This is a genomic window from Erythrobacter cryptus DSM 12079 (genome assembly GCF_000422985.1).
GTDB lineage: Bacteria > Pseudomonadota > Alphaproteobacteria > Sphingomonadales > Sphingomonadaceae > Erythrobacter > Erythrobacter cryptus.
In genome coordinates this window covers 37012-58088 of sequence record NZ_AUHC01000001.1, presented here as the reverse complement: position 1 = coordinate 58088, position 21077 = coordinate 37012, and the positions used below count along the sequence as shown (strand labels likewise).

17 protein-coding genes and 1 tRNA gene are annotated in these 21077 nt (G+C 68.9%); 8 read left to right on the top strand and 10 right to left on the bottom strand.

Annotated elements, in window-relative coordinates:
- Positions 1-15 precede the first annotated feature (15 nt).
- The 3 genes from G524_RS0100270 to G524_RS0100260 form a co-directional block, all read right to left on the bottom strand.
- A complete protein-coding gene (locus G524_RS0100270; RefSeq protein WP_027441903.1) occupies positions 16-531 on the bottom strand; it encodes an AHH domain-containing protein in 516 nt (171 codons plus the stop codon).
- Positions 532-1242: a hypothetical protein gene (locus G524_RS16160; RefSeq protein WP_156893968.1), complete on the bottom strand. Its 711-nt coding sequence runs from the start codon at positions 1240-1242 to the stop codon at positions 532-534.
- A gap of 184 nt (positions 1243-1426) precedes the next feature.
- On the bottom strand, positions 1427-1915 hold the full coding sequence (locus G524_RS0100260; protein ID WP_027441901.1) for a flavodoxin family protein: 489 nt from the start codon (positions 1913-1915) through the stop codon (positions 1427-1429).
- Between the two features lie 82 nt (positions 1916-1997).
- On the opposite strand from G524_RS0100260, the gene recJ reads away from it, so the two are divergent.
- The 8 genes from recJ to phoB all read left to right on the top strand — a co-directional run bounded on the left by recJ (position 1998) and on the right by phoB (position 10405).
- Positions 1998-3800 carry a single-stranded-DNA-specific exonuclease RecJ gene (recJ, locus tag G524_RS0100255; RefSeq protein WP_036857011.1) on the top strand — a complete coding sequence of 601 codons (1803 nt, stop codon included), beginning with the start codon at positions 1998-2000 and terminating at the stop codon, positions 3798-3800.
- A 96-nt stretch (positions 3801-3896) separates the two neighbouring features.
- A tRNA-Glu gene (locus tag G524_RS0100250) sits at positions 3897-3971 on the top strand.
- Between the two features lie 129 nt (positions 3972-4100).
- Positions 4101-5372 carry a sensor histidine kinase gene (locus G524_RS0100245; protein WP_027441899.1) on the top strand — a complete coding sequence of 424 codons (1272 nt, stop codon included), beginning with the start codon at positions 4101-4103 and terminating at the stop codon, positions 5370-5372.
- Between the two features lie 112 nt (positions 5373-5484).
- Positions 5485-6870, top strand: a complete 1386-nt coding sequence (pstC, locus tag G524_RS0100240) for a phosphate ABC transporter permease subunit PstC (protein ID WP_027441898.1) — start codon at positions 5485-5487, stop codon at positions 6868-6870.
- Positions 6867-8159 carry a phosphate ABC transporter permease PstA gene (pstA, locus tag G524_RS0100235; protein ID WP_027441897.1) on the top strand — a complete coding sequence of 431 codons (1293 nt, stop codon included), beginning with the start codon at positions 6867-6869 and terminating at the stop codon, positions 8157-8159. Before pstC ends, pstA begins: the two co-directional genes overlap by 4 nt.
- 17 nt (positions 8160-8176) lie before the next feature.
- The gene (gene pstB / locus G524_RS0100230) at positions 8177-8944 is read left to right on the top strand and encodes a phosphate ABC transporter ATP-binding protein PstB (RefSeq protein WP_036857009.1); all 768 of its coding nucleotides are present in this window, start codon (positions 8177-8179) and stop codon (positions 8942-8944) included.
- Positions 8944-9612, top strand: a complete 669-nt coding sequence (gene phoU / locus G524_RS0100225; protein WP_027441895.1) for a phosphate signaling complex protein PhoU — start codon at positions 8944-8946, stop codon at positions 9610-9612. Before pstB ends, phoU begins: the two co-directional genes overlap by 1 nt.
- A 103-nt stretch (positions 9613-9715) precedes the next feature.
- Positions 9716-10405: a phosphate regulon transcriptional regulator PhoB gene (phoB, locus tag G524_RS0100220; protein ID WP_027441894.1), complete on the top strand. Its 690-nt coding sequence runs from the start codon at positions 9716-9718 to the stop codon at positions 10403-10405.
- Between the two features lie 29 nt (positions 10406-10434).
- Here phoB and G524_RS0100215 read toward each other — a convergent pair whose 3' ends face one another.
- The 7 genes from G524_RS0100215 to G524_RS0100185 all read right to left on the bottom strand — a co-directional run bounded on the left by G524_RS0100215 (position 10435) and on the right by G524_RS0100185 (position 20995).
- On the bottom strand, positions 10435-13887 hold the full coding sequence (locus tag G524_RS0100215; RefSeq protein ID WP_027441893.1) for an error-prone DNA polymerase: 3453 nt from the start codon (positions 13885-13887) through the stop codon (positions 10435-10437).
- Entirely contained in the window at positions 13888-15327 is a 1440-nt protein-coding gene (locus G524_RS0100210; protein WP_027441892.1) for a UdgX family uracil-DNA binding protein, read from the bottom strand. It abuts the gene before it with no gap.
- Positions 15324-16577 (bottom strand): putative DNA modification/repair radical SAM protein, encoded by a 1254-nt coding sequence (locus G524_RS0100205; protein WP_027441891.1) that lies wholly within the window; start codon positions 16575-16577, stop codon positions 15324-15326. Before G524_RS0100205 ends, G524_RS0100210 begins: the two co-directional genes overlap by 4 nt.
- A gap of 91 nt (positions 16578-16668) precedes the next feature.
- Positions 16669-17001 carry a PilZ domain-containing protein gene (locus G524_RS0100200; protein WP_245561246.1) on the bottom strand — a complete coding sequence of 111 codons (333 nt, stop codon included), beginning with the start codon at positions 16999-17001 and terminating at the stop codon, positions 16669-16671.
- A 56-nt stretch (positions 17002-17057) separates the two neighbouring features.
- Complete coding sequence (locus G524_RS0100195; protein WP_281170481.1) at positions 17058-18596, bottom strand: DUF6504 family protein; 1539 nt, start codon at positions 18594-18596, stop codon at positions 17058-17060.
- Positions 18559-19317 (bottom strand): recA-like protein, encoded by a 759-nt coding sequence (locus G524_RS17120; protein WP_245561245.1) that lies wholly within the window; start codon positions 19315-19317, stop codon positions 18559-18561. Before G524_RS17120 ends, G524_RS0100195 begins: the two co-directional genes overlap by 38 nt.
- A 115-nt stretch (positions 19318-19432) precedes the next feature.
- Positions 19433-20995: an amino acid permease gene (locus G524_RS0100185; RefSeq protein WP_027441887.1), complete on the bottom strand. Its 1563-nt coding sequence runs from the start codon at positions 20993-20995 to the stop codon at positions 19433-19435.
- Between the last annotated feature and the right edge of the window lie 82 nt (positions 20996-21077).

Sequence of the window (21077 nt, the reverse complement as noted above, 5' to 3'; positions counted from 1 at the left end):
CGCCCTTCCCCGCGCCTATTCGGCGGCCCACAGCGCCTCGGCCATGGCGTCAAGCTCGGCAAAGTCGAAGCCGGCGCCAAGCGGGTCCTTGCGGCTGAGCACCAGGCGCCGCTGCTGGTCGAGCAGCTGGCGCCTGAGCGCGGCCTGAAGCAGGCGCAGCCGCTCCAGCGCCTCGATGAGCGCAGCGGCCTCGTCGCGGAGGCGGGCCTGCTGCCAGCGCGCCTCGATCCGCCCGACCCGGGCGATCACCACCTCGTTGTAGCGCCGGTGCGGGCCGCGGTGGAGCGGCATGCCGGTGCGCAGGCTCGCCGCCTCGGTGGCGGGCAGCAAGAGACCGTTGGCGCGGAAATCGTCAAACCCCACCCGCTCGCACCCGATCGCGGCGAAGAGGCCGGCAAAGCAGCGCTGCGAGAGCAATTGCCGGGGCAGGAGATGATGGCGTTGCAGCCCGGGATCATAGCCCGCCGCGCCCGGGCAGTTGACGGCCCGGAAGGCGATCGCCGGGCGGCATGAACGCCCCTTCTTGCGCATCTATTCGCGCCACACGCTGATGCGGCCCCGCTGGCGCGCCGGGCGCAGCAGCAGACGGGTGCCGTCAGGCGCGGTGATGCGCTCTTCCTCGGCGAGGCCGCCGCTCAGCACCAGGTGATTGACCAGCCTGATGCCGAGCCGGGTTGCCGCGACCTGATCGGCCGCGAGCGGCGGCTCGATCCGCAGCTCCTGCCCGATCCAGAAATCGAGCCCGATGGTCTCGAGCGCGCCATCGATACTGGCGACGAAGGAGGTAAGCCCCAGCGCCGGGAACGGCCCGCCATCGAGCCAGGCGGCGGTGACCGATTCGAAGAAGCGCCGCCCGATGGCGCTGCGCGCCGGGCCCCAGGCGAGCGCCTCGAGAGCCTCGAACTGGCGCACCAGATGGCAGCCAAGCGCAAGCAGCGCGCGCATCACCGGCATGCTCGCGCCCCCCGGGGCGAGATGCGGCCCGGGGCGCAAGGTCAAGGCCTCGTGGCTGGCCGGGCCGGGCAGGCTGGAAAGGTCGAAGCGGTGCTCGATCACCGGGAAGGGGCAAGAGGGGCCCGGGGCAAGCCCGGCAAGATCAAAGGTGAGCCCATCGCTCAAGAGTTCGATCCACAGCGGCTGCCCGGGCCAGGCGGGTTCCTCGGCGACCCCCCGATCGCTCGCTGGCGCGTGGCTGATGCTGAGACCCGGCAGCGTAGCGGCAAAGCGCCGGAGGGCAGGCAAATCCGGCCGTTTGCCCGCGACAAACAGCAGGTGCAGATCGGCATCTTCAGCGCGCCGCGACGGTGAAATTGGCAAAGACCCTCTGCTATTGCCCGCAGGCACCGAACCTCGTGCAAACATTGGCGCTTTTGCCGGTGAGCGTCGAGTCCCCAAAGGGGTGGATTGTCCCTTTTCGGGGCAATCTCTAGAAGATGCCAAGCCGCAGCCCTTCGGCCAGCGCCGCGCCGAGATCGCGGCATTCGGCCAGCACCCTTTGGGGTACCTGCTTGGGCGCGGCGATCTCCTCGGGGGTTTGCGCGGCAAGATTGGCGATCAGCCCCGGGGCCACGCGCCGCAGCCGCCAGCCGGTGACGATCCGGTCGATCTGGCGCTCGGCCCCGGTGCCGTCCGATCCGGCGGCGATGAGCGTGGCATAGGGGCGCCCCGCGATCCGCCCGAGCAGCGGATAGTAGCAGCGGTCGAACATCTCCTTCATCACCCCGCTGGTGGTGCCGAGGTTTTCCGGGCAGCAGAAGATGTAGCCTTGCCCTTCAAGCAGCAGCGGCGGATCGGCGGCCTCGGCCCGCACCAGCCGCGCCGCTGGCCCCGCCCCTTCGGCCGCGGCGCGGGCCATCGCCGCGGCGGCGCCGGTGCGGCTGTGCCAGAGGATCAACAGGCTGGGCGCAGCATCCATCCATCGCTCGCTGGCCGCTTTGCCTGTCGATTGTCAACGCCGCGCGCTGTCAGCCGCGGCGCGCTTGGGCTAAAGCAGCGCCATGGCCACCCACCCCCTGCCCCCGCGCGGGCCTGCCCCGGCGCTTGGCGTTGCCGCCTCGCTTTCGGGCAAGGCCTGGCGCTGGCGCGGCGGCAACATGGAAATCGAGGGCGATCCGCGCGGTCTGGCGCGCTCGATCACCGAGCAGTTGCTGCTCACCCGCGGCGTCGCGCCCGCCGATCTGGCCCGCCACATGCGGCCCACCTTGCGCGCCTTCCTGCCTGATCCCTCGATCTTCCGCGACATGGACGCGGCGGCAGAGCGGCTCGCCGATTGCGTCATGGCCGGCGAGAGGGTGACGATCTATGGCGATTATGATGTCGATGGCGCCACCAGCGCGGCGCTGCTGATCGATCTGCTGCGCCAGCTTGGGCACGAGGCCGATCATTACATCCCCGATCGCCTGCTCGAAGGCTATGGCCCTTCGGGCGAGGCGCTGGTGCGCCTTGCCGAGCGCGGCACGCGGCTGATCGTCACCGTCGATTGCGGCGCCATGGCGCACGAGGCGCTGGCGATGGCGCGCGAAGCCGGGGTCGAGGTGATCGTGGTCGATCACCACAAGTGCCCGCCCGAGCTGCCCCCGGCGCTGGCGCTGGTCAATCCCAACCGGCTCGACGAGAGCGACGCCGCCGCGGCCCATGGCCACCTTGCCGCGGTGGGCGTGGCCTTCCTCCTTGCGGTGGCGCTGGTGCGCACCCTGCGCGCCAGGGGCTGGTTCGCGCAGCGGCCCGAGCCCGATCTCATCGGCCTGCTCGATCTCGTCGCGCTTGGCACGGTGGCCGATGTCGCCGCGCTCCATGGCCTCAACCGCGCCTTCGTGGCCCAGGGCCTCAAGGTGCTCGCCAGGCGCGCGCGGATCGGCATGGCGGCGCTGATGGATGCCAGCCGCCTCACCCGCGCGCCGCGCTGCAGCGACCTTGGCTTTGCCCTCGGCCCGCGCATCAACGCCGGGGGGCGGATCGGCGAGGCCACGCTGGGGGTGCGGCTGCTCACCACCGCCGATCCCGAGGAAGCCCGCGCCATCGCCGCGCAGCTCTCGCAGCTCAACGAGGAGCGCCGCGCGATCGAGTCGGCGGTGCAGGAGGCGGCCGAGGCGCAGCTTGCCGGGCAGCACAACATGGCAGTCCAGGTGCTGGCCGGGCATGGCTGGCATCCCGGGGTGATCGGGATCGTCGCCGGCCGCATCAAGGAAAAGACCGGCAAGCCCGCGATCGTGATCGCGCTCGACGAGGCTGAGGGCCAGGGCAAGGGCTCGGGCCGCTCGATCAGCGGGGTCGATCTCGGCGCCGGGGTGATCGCCGCGCGCGAATCGGGCCTGCTGGTGGCAGGCGGCGGGCATGCCATGGCCGCGGGGCTGACGATCGAGACCGCGCGCCTTGCCGATTTTGCCGGCTTTCTTGATGAGCGCCTCGCCCGCGAGGTCGATCGCGCCCGCGCCGATCAGGCGATGCTGCTCGATCTTGCGCTTGCCCCCGGCGGGCTGACAGCCGAGCTGGTCGAAACGCTCGAGGCCGCCGGGCCCTATGGGGTCGGCTGGCCCGCCCCGCGCGTTGCCATCGGCCCGGTCAGGATCGTCAAGGCCGATGTGGTGGGCAAGGATCACCTGCGCCTCATTGCCAGCGGGCCGGATGGCCGCAGCCTCAAGGCAATCGCCTTTCGCGCGGCCGAAAGCGAACTCGGCCAGACCCTGCTCCACCGCCACCAGGGCCGCCGCTTCTACCTGGCCGGGCGGGCGCGGCTCGATGACTGGGGCGCGCGGCCAGCGGCGGAATTGCAACTGGAAGATGCCGCCTTTGCCGATTGATGAGGCCGCGGGCTGATGATTTTTGCCATGGCCGCCGCAGGCAGGGCTTGACCATGGCAGCACGCCCCCCTAAAGGCGCGCTCTCGCAACCGCGGCGGCCCCTTCGTCTAGCGGTCAGGACGCGGCCCTTTCACGGCTGAAACACGGGTTCGATTCCCGTAGGGGTCACCATCCCCGGTTGAGACAGAACAAGGGCGGCAGGCTTGTCCTCGCCGCCCTTTTTCGTGCCCGGTTTCGCGCGGGTGTGCGGTTCGCGCCGCCCTTCCCACGCCTGCCGCTTGCCTGTAAGGCAGGCGCGCCATGCCGAGCGGCCAGAACATCCCGATCGCGGGCATCCTGCTCGCCGCGGTGACCTTCGCCGTGATGCTGGCGGCAGGGGTCGATGCGGTGATTGCCCTTGCAGTGCTGACGGTGTGGGTCGGCTCGCTGCTCGTCGCCGCGGGCCGCCCGCCCGAGCCGCCCAAGGTCAAGGAGCAGAAGCGCTTCACCCTCGATGCGATTCGCGATCTCATCGAGAACTCCTCCACTCCGCTGATGATCACCGAGCGCGGCACCATCGCCATTGCCAATCGCGCCGCGCGCCGAATGCTGGGGCCGCATGTCGTGGGCCAGGATGCACGGGTGGCGCTGCGCCAGCCCGAGGCGATCTCGCTGCTCAACAAGAACCGCGAGGGCGAGGCGATCGTGCGCGGCCTGGTGCGGCGCGGCGATGTCTGGCAGATCAACCGCCAGGCGATCGACGAGCGGCTGGCGATGCTCGAGTTCATCAACCAGACCGCCGAGGCCGACATCAGCCGCGCCCACACCGATTTTGTCGCCAATGCCAGCCACGAGCTGCGCACGCCGCTCGCCGCGATCCTCGGCTATGTCGAGACCCTGCAGGAAGGCGATGGCAAGCTCGACACGCCCACCGCGCGCAAGTTCCTCGGGATCATCGAGCGCGAGGCCAAGCGCCTCCAGGCGCTGGTGAGCGATCTCATGAGCCTGTCGCGGGTCGAGGCGGAAAAGCACGATCCGCCGACCGAGCGGATCGATCTGGCCTCGCTGGTCGAACGGGCGGCGCGCGATGCCGCCGGGCCGGACCGGGCCGAGCGCCTGATCTTCACCATCGAGGCCGAACCGGTGGTGCTGGGCGATCTGCAACAGCTCGAACAGGTGGTGCGCAATCTCGTCGACAATGCGCTCAAATATGGCGCGCCCGATCGTCCTGTGACGGTGGCGCTCGATCTGGCGCAGGGCGATCTGGCGCGGATCGCGGTGATCGACGAGGGCGAAGGCATCGCGCCCGAGCAGATCCCGCACCTCACCCGGCGTTTCTACCGCACCGATCCGGGGCGCAGCCGCGCCTCGGGCGGCACCGGGCTTGGGCTGGCGATCGTCAAGCACATTGTTGATCGCCACCGCGGGCGGCTCGACATCACCAGCGAATTGGGCAAGGGCACCCGGGTGGTGGTGCGCATCCCGCTGGCCAAAGCCGAGGAGGCGCAAGCCGATGCGTCCGGCGCCGGCGAGACGGGCTCGGACACAGGCCCTGATGCCGCGCACCCGGCGCAAACCGAGCAATTGTCATAGCTGTGTCTTATTTCTTCAACATGCGCGCGCCATGGCACGATCGGGCAAAGGCATCGGCCTTGCCTTGCCATGCAGCCGTGCCGCGCTCCTGCGGGATGAACAGGTCTCTTTGATGTCGCCGATCACGCTGATCCTGATTGCGATGGGCCTTGCGCTCGCGGGCTGGCTCGCCGGTCGGGCCAAGGCCTGGAGCTTCCAGTCCGCCGATCCGGCGCGCCGGCCGGTGTCGCGGCCGATCTACCATGCCTGGTATGTGGCGCTGTGGGTGATCCTGCCGGTGCTCGGCTTTGTGGCCCTGTGGGCGGTGATCGCCCCGCAGCTGGTGCTGCAATCGGTGCTGGCCTCGAGCGCGGCGAGCGCGCTTCCCGCCAGCGGGTTCGAGCGCGATGCCTTCCTCGGCGAAGCCCGCGCCGTGGCGCTGGGGCTGGCGCCGGGGGTGTTCAACGACGAGGCCGAGCCGCTGGTCGCCCCGTTCCGCGCCGCGATCGCGCATTACAACACCATCGGCATCATCATCACCGTGCTGATTGCGATTGCCGGGGGGGCGCTCGCCTTCCTGAGGCTGCGCCCCGAGTTCAGCGCCCGCACGCGGGTGGAACGCACGGTGATGATGATCCTGCTCGTCGCTTCGCTGGTGGCGATCCTCACCACGCTCGGCATTTTTGTCAGCCTGGTGTTCGAGACTGTGCGCTTCTTCCGCATCGTCTCGCCGGCCGATTTCCTGTTCGGCACGGTCTGGGGGCCGGACACCATGGCCAGCCCCGATCGCGTCGATCCCTCGCGCTATGGGGCGGTGCCGCTGTTCTGGGGGACGATCTTCATCGGCGCGATCATCGCCATGATCGTTGCCATTCCGCTCGGGCTGATGAGCGCGATCTATCTCACCCAATATGCCGATCCTCGCCTGCGCGCCTGGGTCAAGCCGCTGCTCGAGATCCTCGCCGGGGTGCCCACCGTCGTCTATGGCTACTTCGCCGCGCTCACGCTGGCTCCGCTCATCCGCGACGCGGCGGTGGCGGTGGGGATCGCCAATGCCTCGACCGAGAGCGCGCTCGCCGCGGGCATCGTGATGGGGGTGATGATCATCCCCTTCGTCTCCTCGATGGCCGATGATTCGATGGCCGCGGTGCCCAGCGCCATGCGCGATGGCAGCCTGGCCATGGGGGCCACCAAGTCCGAGACCATCCGCCGCGTGCTGTTTCCGGCGGCGCTGCCCGGGATCATCGCCGGGATCATGCTGGCGGTGAGCCGCGCCATCGGCGAGACCATGATCGTGGTGATGGCGGCCTCGCCCGCGGCCAATCTCACGCTCAACCCGCTCGAGCCGATGTCCACGGTGACGGTGCAGATCGTCAAGCTCCTGACCGGCGAGCAGAGCACCGATCATCCCGCCACGCTCAGCGCCTTTGCGCTCGGCTTTGTCCTGTTCATGGTCACGCTCGCGCTCAATTTCATCGCGCTGCGCGTGGTCAAGCGCTTCCGGGAGGCTTACGAATGAGCAGCGCCGCCCTGCCCACGGCCGCGGCCGCCGCCGAGCAATCGGCGCCCGCTGGCCCCACCCGCACCGCCGCCTTCCAGAAGCGCCTCGCCCGGCGTTACCGCGCCGAGCGCAATTTCCGCCTGCTCGGGCTTGGCGCGGTGGGCTTTTCGGTCGCGGTGCTGATCTTCCTGCTCGGCAACATGCTGATCAACGGGATTGCCGGGTTCCAGCGCACCGAACTGGCGGTCACCATCGATTTTCCCGCGAGCGGGATCACCGGCGATGAGGTCTCCCTGCGCGCGCCGAGCGCGATGCAGACGCTCGAACTGCAAGGCCTGCCCGATGTCATCACCTTTTTTGCCGAGCAGCAGCTCGGGGCCGAGGCCGCGCGGCAAATCACGCCGGATGCCTGGCGCGACGTCGCCGCGGCGCTGGCTGACGATCCCTCGCTCATCACCCGCAGCGCAACGCTGAACCTGCCGGTCTCCTCGGCGCTCGCCGCGGGGCTCGAGGGCGAAGGCTCGCCCGAAATGCAGGCGCTCGCCAAGCGCCTTGCCGCTGAGGGCAAGCTGGCGCGCAACTGGGACTGGGGTTTCCTTGCCCGCTCGGATGCCACGACCCCGCAAGCGGTGGGGATCTGGGGGGCGCTCAAGGGCACCATGCTCACCATGCTGGTGACGCTGGTGCTGGCCTTCCCGGTGGGGGTGCTAGCGGCGCTCTATCTTGAGGAATATGCGCCCCGCAACCGCTGGACCGATCTCATCGAGGTCTCGATCAACAACCTTGCCGCCGTGCCCTCGATCATCTTCGGCCTGCTCGGCCTGGCAGTGTTCCTGGCGCTGTTCCCGAGCCTGCGCTCGACCCCGCTCGTCGGGGGCATGACCCTGGCGCTGATGACCATGCCGGTGATCGTGATCTCGGGCCGCAACGCGATCAAGGCGGTGCCGCCCTCGATCCGCGACGGGGCGCTGGCGATCGGCGCCTCCCCGGTGCAGGTGGTGTTCCACCACGTCTTGCCGCTGGCGCTGCCGGGGATGCTCACCGGCACCATCATCGGCATGGCCCGCGCGCTGGGCGAGACCGCGCCGCTGCTGCTGATCGGTATGCGCGCCTTCATCGCCACCCCGCCCGATGGCTTCACCGCCCGCGCCACGGTGCTGCCGATGCAAATCTTTCTGTGGTCTGACGAGATCGATCGCGGCTTTGTCGAGCGCACCAGCGCGGCTATCATCGTGCTGCTCGCCTTCCTGCTCGCGATGAACGGGCTTGCCATCTATCTGCGCAACAGATTCGAGAAACGCTGGTGACTGTAATCCATCCCAACATGACCGACGCGAACGCCAAGATCCGGGCGCGCGACGTGTGTGTCTATTATGGCGACAAGCTGGCGATCGATCATGTCTCGATCGACATCTCGCCCGATTATGTCACCGCCTTCATCGGCCCTTCGGGCTGCGGCAAGTCCACCTTCCTGCGCTGCTTCAACCGCATGAACGACACCATCGGCGCGGCGCGGGTGACGGGCAGCATCGAGCTGGAAGGGGTGGACATCCATTCGGGCGCGATGGACGTGGTGCAGCTGCGCGCGCGCGTGGGCATGGTGTTCCAGAAGCCCAACCCCTTCCCCAAGTCGATCTACGAGAACATCGCCTATGGGCCAAAGATCCACGGCATTGCCGAAAAGAAGGCCGATCTTGACGTGATCGTCGAGCGCTCGCTCACCCGCGCCGGGCTGTGGGACGAGGTCAAGGACCGGCTGGGCGATCCGGGCACCGCGCTGTCGGGCGGGCAGCAGCAGCGCCTGTGCATCGCCCGGGCGATCGCGGTCGATCCCGAGGTGATCCTGATGGACGAGCCGGCCTCGGCGCTCGATCCGATCGCCACCGCCAAGATCGAGGAGCTGATCGACGAGCTTTCGGGCCGCTATGCGATCGTGATCGTCACCCATTCGATGCAGCAGGCCGCGCGCGTCAGCCAGCGCACCGCCTTCTTCCACCTCGGCAAGATGGTGGAATATGGGCCAACCTCGGAAATCTTCACCAATCCGATCGAGGAACGCACCAAGGACTATATCACCGGGAGGTACGGGTGATGGCCGAGCATACCGTCAAGGCCTTCGACGAGGACATCACCCGCCTGCGCGGGCTTATCGCCGAGATGGGTGGCTTGGCCGAGGTCGCGATCGCCGAATCGCTCGATGCGCTGGTGCGCGGCGATGAGGCGCTCGCCGATCAGGTGGTGGCGCGCGACAAGCGCCTCGATGCGCTCGAGACCGAGGTCGACAAGCTCGCCGTGCGGATCATCGCCCTGCGCGCGCCGATGGCCGACGATCTGCGCGAGGTGATCGCCGCGCTCAAGATCGGCGGGGTGCTCGAGCGCATCGGCGATTATGCCAAGAACATCGCCAAGCGCACCGGCATGATCGAGGGCCGGGCGCGGTTCGAGCCGCTCACCCTGCTGCCCACCATGGGCGAACTGGCCGGCGAGATGGTGCACGACGTGCTCACCGCCTATGCCGCGCGCGATCCTGATCTTGCCCGCGAGGTGATCGCCACCGATGCCAAGGTCGATGGCTTCTACAATTCGATCTTCCGCAATCTGGTGAGCTACATGGTCGAAAATCCTTCGACCATTTCGAGCGCAGCGCAGCTCTTGTTCGTGGCCCGCAACATCGAGCGCATCGGCGATCATGCCACCAATGTTGCCGAGATGGTGCATTTCGCCGCCACCGGCACCTATCCGCCCGAAACCGATCGCTAAAGGCCGCTTCTTCCGCAATCGCGTTTCATCAAATTGTCGCGTAAATGAAACATAGGCCCGAAAAGGCGCGCTCCAGGGGGACGCGCGAGGAGGCATAGAGCGCATGTCCGCTGCCAAGTTGCTGCTGGTCGAGGATGACCCGGCCCTGTCCGAACTGCTCGAATACCGCTTCCAGAACGAAGGCTATTCGGTGCGCTGCACCGGCGATGGCGATGAGGCGCTGGTGCTGGCGAGCGAGGAGGTCCCCGATCTCATCATCCTCGACTGGATGATCGAGGGCACCAGCGGCATCGAGGTGTGCCGCCGCCTGCGCCGCGACAAGGAAACCGCCCACGTCCCGATCATCATGCTGACCGCGCGCGAGGCCGAGGATGACCGGGTGCGCGGGCTGGAGACGGGCGCGGATGACTATCTCACCAAGCCCTTCTCCCCGCGCGAGCTGCTCGCCCGGGTGGCGGCGGTGATGCGGCGCATCCGTCCGGCGCTCGCCGGCGAGGTGATCGAGGTGGGCGATCTGAGGCTCGATCCGGTGGCGCACAAGGTGCAGCGCCGCGGCCGCGCGCTCCAGCTCGGGCCGACCGAATACCGCCTGCTCAAGTTCTTCATGGAAAGCCCGGGCCGGGTGTTCAGCCGCGGCCAGCTGCTCGACGGCGTGTGGGGCACGGGTTCGGATATCGAGCTGCGCACCGTGGACGTGCATATCCGCCGCTTGCGCAAGGCGATCGGGATCGAGGGCGCGAAGGACCCGATCCGCACCGTGCGCTCGGCCGGTTACGCGCTCGAGGCAAGCTGAACGCGCCTTTCGCGGCGCGCTGCCACGGCTCAATGAAAATCGCGTGAGCGCGGCAGGATGCGCTGATCGCGCGGATGGTCCGCCGTGCCTGGGCCAGGCCGCCCCAGATCGTGCAGCGCCAGCGGCCTTGGCCCGGTGAGCGGGGTATTGACGTGATCGGCACGGGCGAGCGGGGTTTCGAGCAGATCCTCCGAAAGCGCGTGGAGCGCATGAGTGGCATCGACAAGGTGCGCGGCGATCACGTGGATCACCGCATCATCATGTTCCACCCGCCCGCGCACCTCCATCAGCCGCGCGCCCATCACCACCTTGCGCAGCCGTTCCTTGAGATCGGGCCAGACCACGAGGTTGATCACCCCGGTCTCATCCTCAAGCGTGATGAAGGTCACGCCCTTGGCCGATCCGGGGCGCTGGCGGATCAGCACCACGCCTGCGACCTTGACCATGCTGCGGAATTTGCGCTGCTTGAGGTCGCAGGCGCGCACGAAGCCGCGCGCGGCAAGATCGGCGCGCAGGAAGGCCATGGGGTGCGCCTTGAGGCTGAGGCGCGTGGTCTGGTAATCGGCCACCACCTCCTCGGACAGCGGCATGGCCGGCAGGTGGATGGCGGCGCGCTCGGGCCCGTCGGGACGCACCCCGGCGGCGCGGAACAGCGGCAGATCGGGCGCGGCGATCAGGCTTCTTGCCTGCCACAGCGCCGCGCGGCGGCTGAGGCCGAGCGAGCCGAAGGCATCGGCGCTCGCCAGCCGCTCGATCTGTGCCGGTGACAGGCCCGCGCGCTGCTGCAGTTCGGCAAGATCGCCAAAGGGCCCGCCTGCTGCCCGCGCGCTCACCAGCGCGGCGGCGACATGTTCGGGCAGGCCATCGATCTGGCGCAGGCCGAGGCGCAGGGCGAAGGGCTCGCCTTCGCCCTCGAGGGTGCAGTCCCAGGCCGAATGGTTGACATCGACCGGCAGCACCCGCACCCCATGTTCGGTCGCATCGCGCACGATCTGGGCCGGGGCGTAAAAGCCCATCGGCTGCGAATTGAGCAGCGCGCAGGCAAAGGCCGCCGGATAGTGGCACTTGAGCCAGCTCGAGACATAGACCAGCTGGGCAAAGCTCGCCGCGTGGCTTTCGGGAAAGCCATATTCGCCAAAGCCCCTGATCTGGTTGAAGCAGCGCTGGGCAAAGTCGCGGTCATAGCCGCGTGCCACCATGCGCTCGACCATCATGTCCTGCAATTCATCGACCATGCCGCGGCTGCGGAAGGTGGCCATGGCCTTGCGCAGGCGGTTGGCCTCGCGGCTGGTGAACCTGGCCGCATCCAATGCGATCTTCATCGCCTGTTCCTGGAAGATCGGCACGCCCAGGGTGCGGCCAAGGATGCTGGTCAGCTCATCAGGCGGACCGTGTTGGGGCGCGGGCGCGGGGATGGTGACCGGCTCCTCGCCGCGGCGGCGCTTGAGATAGGGATGCACCATGTCGCCCTGGATCGGCCCGGGCCTGACGATCGCCACCTGGATGACAAGATCGTAGAACTCCCTCGGGCGCAGGCGCGGCAGCATGTTCATCTGCGCCCGGCTTTCGACCTGGAACACGCCGAGCGAATCGCCCCGGCGCAGCATGGCATAGGTGTCCGGATCCTCGCGCGGCACTGTGGCCAGCGTCAGCGCCCGTCCGTGGTGCCTTTCAAGCAGATCAAGGCACTTCCTGATACAGGTCAGCATCCCCAGCGCCAGCACATCGACCTTGAGGATGCCCAGCGCCTCGATGTCATCCTTGTCCCATTCGATGAAGGAGCGTTCGGGCATGGCGCCGTTGCCGATCGGCACGGTCTCGCTGAGCGGGCCTTGAGTGAGCACGAAGCCGCCGACATGCTGGCCAAGGTGGCGCGGCATCCCGATCAGCTGCCGGGTGAGTTTGAGCACCCGCCGGAGGTGCGGATCGCTCAGATCAAGCCCGGCTTCGGCCACGTGCTTCTCGCCGATTTCGCGCCCCCACCCACCCCACACGGTGCGCGCCAGCGCGCTGGTGACATCTTCGGACAGGCCCATGGCCTTGCCCACCTCGCGGATCGCCATGCGCGGCCGATAGTGGATCACCGTCGCGGCGAGGCCGGCGCGGTGGCGGCCATATTTGCGATAGATGTACTGGATCACCTCCTCGCGCCGCTCGTGCTCGAAATCGACGTCGATATCGGGCGGCTCTTTCCGTTCCTCGGAGATGAAGCGATCAAACAGGAGCTGGTGCTTCGCCGGATCGACCGCGGTGATGCCCAGCACATAGCACACCGCCGAATTGGCCGCGCTCCCCCGCCCCTGGCACAGGATCGGCGGATCCTGGCTGCGGGCGAAATCGACGATATCCTTGATGGTGAGGAAATAGCGCGCCAGATCAAGCCTGGCGATCAGCGCCAGCTCGCGCAGCAAGGTCTCGCGCACGCTCTCGGGCACCCCCTCAGGGTAACGCCGCGCTGCCCCGGCCCAGACCTCGGCCTCCAGATATTGCTGCGGGCTCTGGCCTGCGGGGATGATCTCCTCGGGATATTCGTAGCGCAATTCCTCGAGGCTGAAGCGGCAGCGATCGGCCACCTGTCGGGCAGCGGCAAGCGCATGGGGCCAGCGCGCAAACAGGCGCTGCATCTCGGCCGGAGACTTGAGATGGCGCTCGGCATTGGGGTGGAGCAGGTGCCCGGCTGCTGCCAGGGTGGTCTTGTGGCGGATCGCGGTCATCACGTCGTGCAGCGGGCGGCGGCAGGGGGCGTGGTAGTGGACATCATTGGTAGCCAGCAGGCCAAGGCCATGGGCGCGGGCGAGATGGTCGAGCCGTTCGATCCGGGCGATGTCATCACCGCGATAGAGGTAGCTTGCGGCAATGTGCTCGAGGCCGGGAAGCTGGCTGACAAGCTGCGGGAGAAGCTCCTCAAGGCCTGCGCACAGCCGGTTTGGGGCGCTCTCCGGCACCGCCGCCCCGCCGTGCAGCGGCACCACATTACTCGGCACGGAGATCGCGCAAGGCGCATCGAGATCCGCGGGCGGCAGCAGGATCAGCTGCACCCCTTCGGCATGGGCGGCGAGCATGGGAAGCGTGATCTGGCACACGCCCTTTTCCTGCCATTGCCCTTCCGGGGTGTGCATCCGCCCGGCGCTGATCAGCCGGGTGAGGCGGCCATAGGCAGCACGATCCTCGGGATAGGCGAGGAAGGCGAGGCCCTCGACCGTCTCGATCCGGCAGCCGATCACCGGGCGCAGCTTCATCGCCCTTGCCTCGGTGTGGAGCCGCACCACCCCGGCCATCGAATTGACATCGGCAATCCCGATCGCGTCATAGCCCTGGGCATGCGCGGTCAGCACCAGATCGACCGCGTCCGAGGCTCCGCGCAGGAAGCTGAAGGGGCTTATCACCCCCAGTTCGACAAAGGGGGCGCGCGGCGGGGCGGCACAGGCCTCGGGATCGCGCGCCAGGGTGCGCCGATCGGGGGTGAGCGGCGGCTCGGGCACCTAGGCCGCCTCCAGCCGCGCCCGCACCAGCGCCAGATCCTGCGCGAACAGCGCCGCCTGGCGCGCGCGCGCCTCGCCCTCGAGCCGCAGCAGATAGGAAGGGTGGAGCGTCACCCACAGCTCGGCCCCATCCTCGAGCGCGATCGCCCGCCCGCGCGCGCGGGTGACGCTGACCGTCTTGCCCAGCAGCGCGCGCGCCGCGCTGGCCCCCAGCGCCAGCACGATCCGCGGGCGCACCAGGGCGCGCTCGGCCTCGAGCCACCAGCGGCAGGTGTCGATCTCCTTGGCGGTGGGCGACTGGTGCAGGCGCTGCCGGCCCCTCGCCACGAACTTGAAATGCTTGACCGCATTGGTGACATAGGCCGCGCCCCGCGCGATCCCGGCGGCTTCGAGATACTGGTCGAGCAATTGCCCCGCCGGGCCGACAAATGGGCGCCCGGCGATGTCCTCCTGATCGCCCGGCTGTTCGCCAAGGATCATCAGCCGGGCCCGGGGCGGCCCCTCGCCTGCCACCGCCCGGGTGCCGCAAGCCGCGATCGGGCAATCGCGGCAGGCGGCGATGCCCTGCGCCAGCTCGGCCAGCGATGAAGGCCGTGGCCGCTCGCTGCGCGTGCCTGCCGCCACCATCGCCGCCGCGCGCGCCTGGGCCGTGGCGACGAGCCCGGGGATGAGCGCGGCCTCGGGCAGGTTCTTCCAGTATTTCCTGGGCATTTCCGAGAGCATCGCGCCGACCTTCAGCCGCGCCGGGTTGAAGATCGAGGCATAGTAGGAGCGCCACAAGGCTTCGACCGGATCGTCCCCGGGCGCATCCTCTCTCCGGGCGGGCGGGCCTTCGCGCATGGTCTCGCCGTCCCAGTGAATGCTCCCGCGCGGGGTGAGGATCGACCAGCGCATATTGGCAAAGCGGCGCATGAAGAAGCCCGCCTCGGCGCGCAGGATGTGGTGATCAGGCTCGAACCAGGCGACGAAATGGGCGGTGCCATCGGCCTCCTCGACCTCGCGGAAGCGGACGAAGGCGTGCATCTTGTGCGCATCGCGGCGCACCGCCTTGGCGAGCTGTTCGAGCCGGCGCACCTCGGGATCGGCGCTGTCCTCCATCAGCCGAGGCTGGCGCTGCAGCCGCCAGAGCACCTGATAGAGCAGCGCGAAGCGGGCCGGATCGCGGTTGAGCGCGGCGCTGCGGGCGATGGCAAGGAAGCGCTGGCTGGCGCGCACCGGCGGCGCATCGGCCAAGGGCTGCGGCAGGCGCGCACTGCCGCGCGCCGCACCTCCGGCAAAGAGATCGCCGGTTGCGCCTGGCTCCACCCAGCTCACCCGGTCGGGCGGGACTTCGGCCTGCACCAGCGCGCGGGCGCGGGCGCGCCAGAATTCGAAATCATCCGGCGCGGGCAGGTGAACGGCGTAATGCGCCCCGAAACCGGCCTTGCCCATCGCCGTCATCCGAACAGCTCGAGCTGCTGCGCGCGCGGGGTGAGCAGCTGGCGCAGATCAGCGCGGTCGGTGAGCATGGTCGGGCGCCAGTCGCTCGTGGCGATGAAGGGGCGCACCTTGGCAAGCGAGGTGGTGAGGCGCGCGACATCCTCGAGCCGCAGCCGCCGGTGGCGCCGGACGCTGAGGATGCGCGCCACCGCCCTGGTGCCCAGCCCCGGCACCCTGAGCAACATCTCGCGTGGGGCGCGGTTGATATCGACCGGAAAATGCGCGCGGAACTGCAAGGCCCAGGCCAGCTTGGGATCAATATCGAGCGGCAGGTTGCCATCGGCCCCGGCGGCGGCGGCCACCTCCTCCGGGGCAAAGCCATAAAAGCGCATCAGCCAGTCGGATTGATAGAGCCGGTGCTCGCGCAGCAGCGGCGGGCGCTGGAGCGGCAGCACCGCGGAAGCATCGGGGATCGGCGAGAAGGCGCTGTAATAGACGCGCCTGAGGCCGAAATTGTCATAGAGCCGGCGCGCCTTGCCAATGATCGCGGCATCGCTGGCCCCGTCGGCACCGATGATCATCTGGGTCGATTGGCCCGCCGGGGCAAAGCGCGGGGCGTGGCGGAAGCGCCGGCGCGCCTCGCGCGCCTCGGTGATGCGCGTGCCGGTATGCGCCATCGCCTGCTCGATGCGCGCCTCGTTCTTGTCAGGGGCGAGCCGGGCCAGACCGGCGCGGGTGGGCAGCTCGACATTGATCGAGAGCCGATCGGCATAAAGCCCGGCCTGGTGGATAAGCTCGGGATCGGCCTCGGGAATGGTCTTGAGGTGAATGTAGCCGCGAAAATCATGCTCCTCGCGCAGGCTGCGCGCGACCTCCACCAATTGCTCCATGGTGTGATCGGCGCTCTTGACGATGCCCGAGGAGAGGAACAGCCCCTCGATATAATTGCGGCGGTAGAAATCGAGCGTGAGCGCGACCACTTCGGGCGGGGTGAAGCGCGCCCGGGGGGTGTTGGCGCTCTTGCGGTTGATGCAGTAGTGGCAATCGAAGATGCAGTGATTGGTCAGCAGGATCTTGAGCAGCGAGATGCAGCGGCCATCGGGGGCATAGGCATGGCAGATGCCCATGCCTTCGGTCGAACCGATGCCGCCCCTTCCCTTTAGCCCGCCGAGCGAATGCTTGCGCGCGGTGCCCGAGGAAGCACAGGAGGCATCATACTTGGCGGCATCGGCAAGGATCTCGAGACGCTGGCGAAGGGTCTGCTGGGCCATGGGACTTTGGGAAGCCTAAAGAACATGGGGATATGTTCCTTATATGTTCCTGAAATCGTCCTGCCAAATGCAAAGCTTGCAAGCCCAAGGATCAGATCATGCGGCGCAGCTGCGGGGCGGCCTCGCGCGTCTGCTGCTGGCTGCACAGATAGTCGATCACTGCCGGGTGCATCGTGCCTTCAAAAGCCACCCCGGCAAGCCCGCCATCGACCCAGGCGATGCTGCCGAGCGGGGCGTTGATGCCGGCCACCTTCATCGTCACCCGGTCGCCCACCTGGGCAAAGCCCGGCTTTGCGCGGATCTTGCAGCCGCCTTCGGACAGATCGACAAGCTCGACATAGACCACGCGCGAGCGCACCCGGCTCTTGACCGTGAGGCTCATCGGTCGCCGCTGGGAGGCACGGGTGATCGAGTGCATGCTCATGCGCGCAAGAATCGCACAGAGCGGTAAAAAAACCCTGAGCAAGGGGGCGCGGGCGATCAGGCAAACAGCCCGTGCAGGAACCAATCGGGCGGCCCGCCGCGCCCGTCGCCGGCGATCCCGCGGCGATAGATCCAGTAGCGCCGCCCGGCCTCGTCCTCGATCCGGTAATAGTCGCGCAGCCGCGCGCGGCCCCCTTCGCGCCACCATTCAGGGGCGATGCGCTCGGGCCCTTCCACCCGCACCACCGCGCGCACCGCGCCGCGCCAGCCGAAGCGCTGCGGCACCCCGTCGGGCGCGGCGTGGAGCACCGCGATCGGCTCGGGCCGGTCGAGCAGCTTGAGCGGCCGGGCATGGAAGGCCAGCCCCGCCTGGCTGGGGGCCAGCGGGGCGAGCGGCGGCTGCCACTCCTGGGCGCGTTCGGGGATGTGGCTGGCGCGCGGCACCGGGCGGGTGACAGCGCCCCTGCCCAGCCGCATCACCAGCCGATCGATGCAGGCGGCAAGCGCGGTGCCATGCTGTTCGGCAGCGGCCTCGAGATCGGCCTGGGACAGCGCCAGCGGCTCGCTCCAGCTGGCACGCAGCTGCACCAGCTCGATCCCGAAACCGGCCTCGACATCCTCGAGCCGGCTTGCCAGCAGGCGGGCGAGGTGCCCGGCCTCGCGGGTGGCGGCCGCAAGTTCGACGCGGCGTTCGAGCACCGCGCCATCGAGCCGCCAGAGCATCAGTTCGAGCCGCCTTGCCCCCTCGCTGCGCGCCTCGAGCGCGCGCACCATGGCCTCGGCCAGCTCTGCCACCACCCGATCGAGCTGGCTGCGGTGGCGCAGCGGTTCGCACAGGCGGTGCTGCACCAGCGGCACCAGCCGGGCGCGCACCGGCAGCAGCGGCTCGGGCACCTTGCCGAGCAGCTGGTCAAGACGCAGCAGCGGGTTGGCCGCGGGCGTGCGGTGATGGTGGAAACGGCGGGCGAGCGCATCGCGCATGGCCGCCTCTGCGCCCGCCCCTGCGCCCGCGCCGCCAAGCCCGGCAAGCTGGCCAATCCGCTTGATCCCGAGCCGCCGGAGCACCGCCAGCACATCCGCATCGAGCCGGAGCGCTGCCACCGGCAGATCGCCGAGCAGCCGCAAGGGATCATCCCCGGGAGCAAGGATCGCCTGAGCCGGCCCATGGTGCGCAAGCGCCCAGGCAGCCCCCGCGGTGGGGGCGAGCGCGGGGCGGGCGAGGAGCCCGCGCCCGGCAAAGGCGCGCACAACCTCGCCAAGCAGCCGCTCCTCGCCCCCGAACAGATGGGCCGCGCCGGTGACATCAACAAGGAAGCCATCGGGCGGATCGATCGCGCTCCACGGCCCCCAGCGCTGGGCCCACAGGGCCAGCCGCTCGAGCAGCGCCAGATCGCCCGCCGGATCGGCCGGCACCGCCGCCAGATCGGGGCACAGCGCGCGGGCATCGGCCAGCCGCATTCCCGGCCGCGCCCCGGCAGCAAGGCCCGCATCATTGGCGGCGGTGATGCGCGGCCCCTGCGCGGTCTCGGCGATCAGCGCGGTGGGCCGGGCCGCAGCCTCAGGCGGGCAGGCGCGCTGCCAGCGATCGACCGACAGTCGCGCGAGCCATACCGAAAGGATCCGGCGCTGTGGCGGCGGGAGCGTCTGAAGCGGTGCGATCGGACTGGAGGCGCAAGGTTCCATCGTCATCGCAAAGCATCCATTCACCCGGCAGATGGGCGCGGGCGCGGAACAGCCGGGCGTGCCAGGTCGCAGGGCCGGGAGCCGCCGGGTTCCAGCGCGGGGCGGCCGAGGGCGCGGCGCGCACCTGCCAGCGCATCCGGGCCGAGGAAAGGTCAGCCGCCGCATCGAGGCGCACCAGCCACAGCTGCACACCGTGGCGCTCGGCCGTGAGGCTGAGGCGGCGCGAGGCGGTGAAATCGAGCGCGCGCGGATTGCCCGCGATCTCGCCGATCACGCCGGCAAGATCGCGGCATCGCACCCCTTCCTCGAGCGCGAAGAGCGCATCGGCGGGGGTGCGGGCGGCGACATGGATCAGGCGGTGGCGCAGATCGGGGGGAAGTCCGTGGAGGAACGGCCGCCCCCCGAGGCGGATCGCGGCGCGATCCTGCACCCAGAGCACCTGACGCGTCTCATCATCCCCGCCCGCCGCGGCAAGGGCATCGCAGGCGAGCGCCAGCGCCAGCCCCGCCCCGCTCGCCTCATGCGCGGGCGCGAAGATTTCGGAATGGAACGGCTGCGCGATGAGGCCCGGGCGCCAGCGCGCATCGGCGAGGCGGGCAGGCGCGGCACAGGCCACGAAGGGACGAGAGGACATGCGGGAACGACTCATTTGTTCCCATTATGTTCCAACATCGCCGTGCTTGCAACGAAAAGGGCGCGGGAGAAGCCCCCGGCTCCCCCGCGCCCCCTGTCGCATCAGGATGGGTGGCTCAGTCGCCCACCACCGGCCCGGGAAATTCGCCCATGTCGGGGGCCTCGTCCTGCCCCTCGCCGTGCTGGAGGTTGGAATTGCGCATCCCGTAGAGGAAGTAGAGCACCACCGCCCCCAACAGATACCACAGGAAGAACTGCAGCACCGACCACGGCACAGTGGAGATCAGATAGACGCAGGAGAGAATCCCCAGCACCGGCAGCACCGGATAGAACGGCACCGAAAAGCCGCGCGGCAGCTCGGGCGCGGCACGGCGCAGGTAGATCACCGAAAGGCACACGATCGCAAAGGCCGCCAGCGTGCCGACCGAGGTGACATCGCCGAGCACGTTGATGTCGAAGAACCCGGCCGCCACCGCCGTCACCAGCCCCACCAGCAAGGTGTTGATCGCCGGGGTCTGGAAGCGCGGATGCACCCGGCTGAACACCTTGGGCAGCAGCCCGTCGCGCGCCATGGTGTAGAAGATGCGGGTCTGGGCATACATCAGCACCAGCACCACCGAGGTAAGGCCAACGATCGCGCCGACCTTGATGATCTTGGCAAGCCAGCCCCATTGCGGGCCGAAATTGTCCACCACCACCGCCACCGGGTCGGGCACGTTGAGCGTCTGGTAAGGCACCAGCAGGGTCATCACCGCGGCGACCAGCATATAGATCACCGTGCACACCACCAGGCTGCCGATGATGCCGAAGGGCATGTCGCGCGCCGGGTCCTTGGCCTCCTGCCCCGCGGTCGAAACCGCCTCGAAGCCAATATAGGCGAAGAACACGATCGAGGCGGCGCGCATGATCCCGTCGATCCCGAACTTGCCATCGCCCTGGTTCTCGGGGATGAAGGGCACCCAGTTGGTCGCGGCAAGCTCGGTGAAATTGCCGAGCACGATCGCCCCGCCCACGAGGATGAAGGCGGCAAGCACGCTCACCTTGATGGCCACGATGATGTTGTTGACCTTGGCCGATTCCGACACCCCCACCACCAGCAGCGCCGCCAGCAGGGCGCAGACGAGGAAGGCGGGCAGGTTGAAAAGCGTCGTCACCGGCGCGCCATCGACCAGCACCGGCACCCCGTCGCGCACCAGCGGATAGCCGGTCGGCCCGGTCAATTGCGGCGGGATCACCACGCCGAAATCAGCCAGCAGGCTGACCACATAGCCCGACCAGCCGACCGCCACCACCGAGGCGGCAAGACCATATTCGAGCAGCAGCAGCGCCCCCATCACCCAGGCGACGAATTCGCCCAGCGTGGTGTAGCCATAGGTATAGGCCGAGCCCGAGACCGGCAGGGTCGAGGACAGCTCGGCATAGCACAGGCCGGCAAAGGCACAGACGATGCCGGCAACGACGAAGCTCAGCAGCACCGCCGGCCCGGCATGGAGCGCCGCGGCGCTGCCGGTGCGCACGAAGATGCCCGCCCCGATGATGCAGCCGACCCCGAGCAGCAGGAGGTTCCACTTGCCGAGCGAACGCTTGAGCTCGCTCGTCTGGGTCTCGCGCTGCACCTGGGCGATCGATTTGCGCGCGAACATGCGCTGGGCGATGGTGCGGTTGGGTGCGCTTGCCATCAGAGCGCTCCTGCGCCGATCAGGCGCTGCCGCCGCGCCGCCGCCGCGATGCGGCAGCGGGCTTGCCGTGTCATCCTGTCAC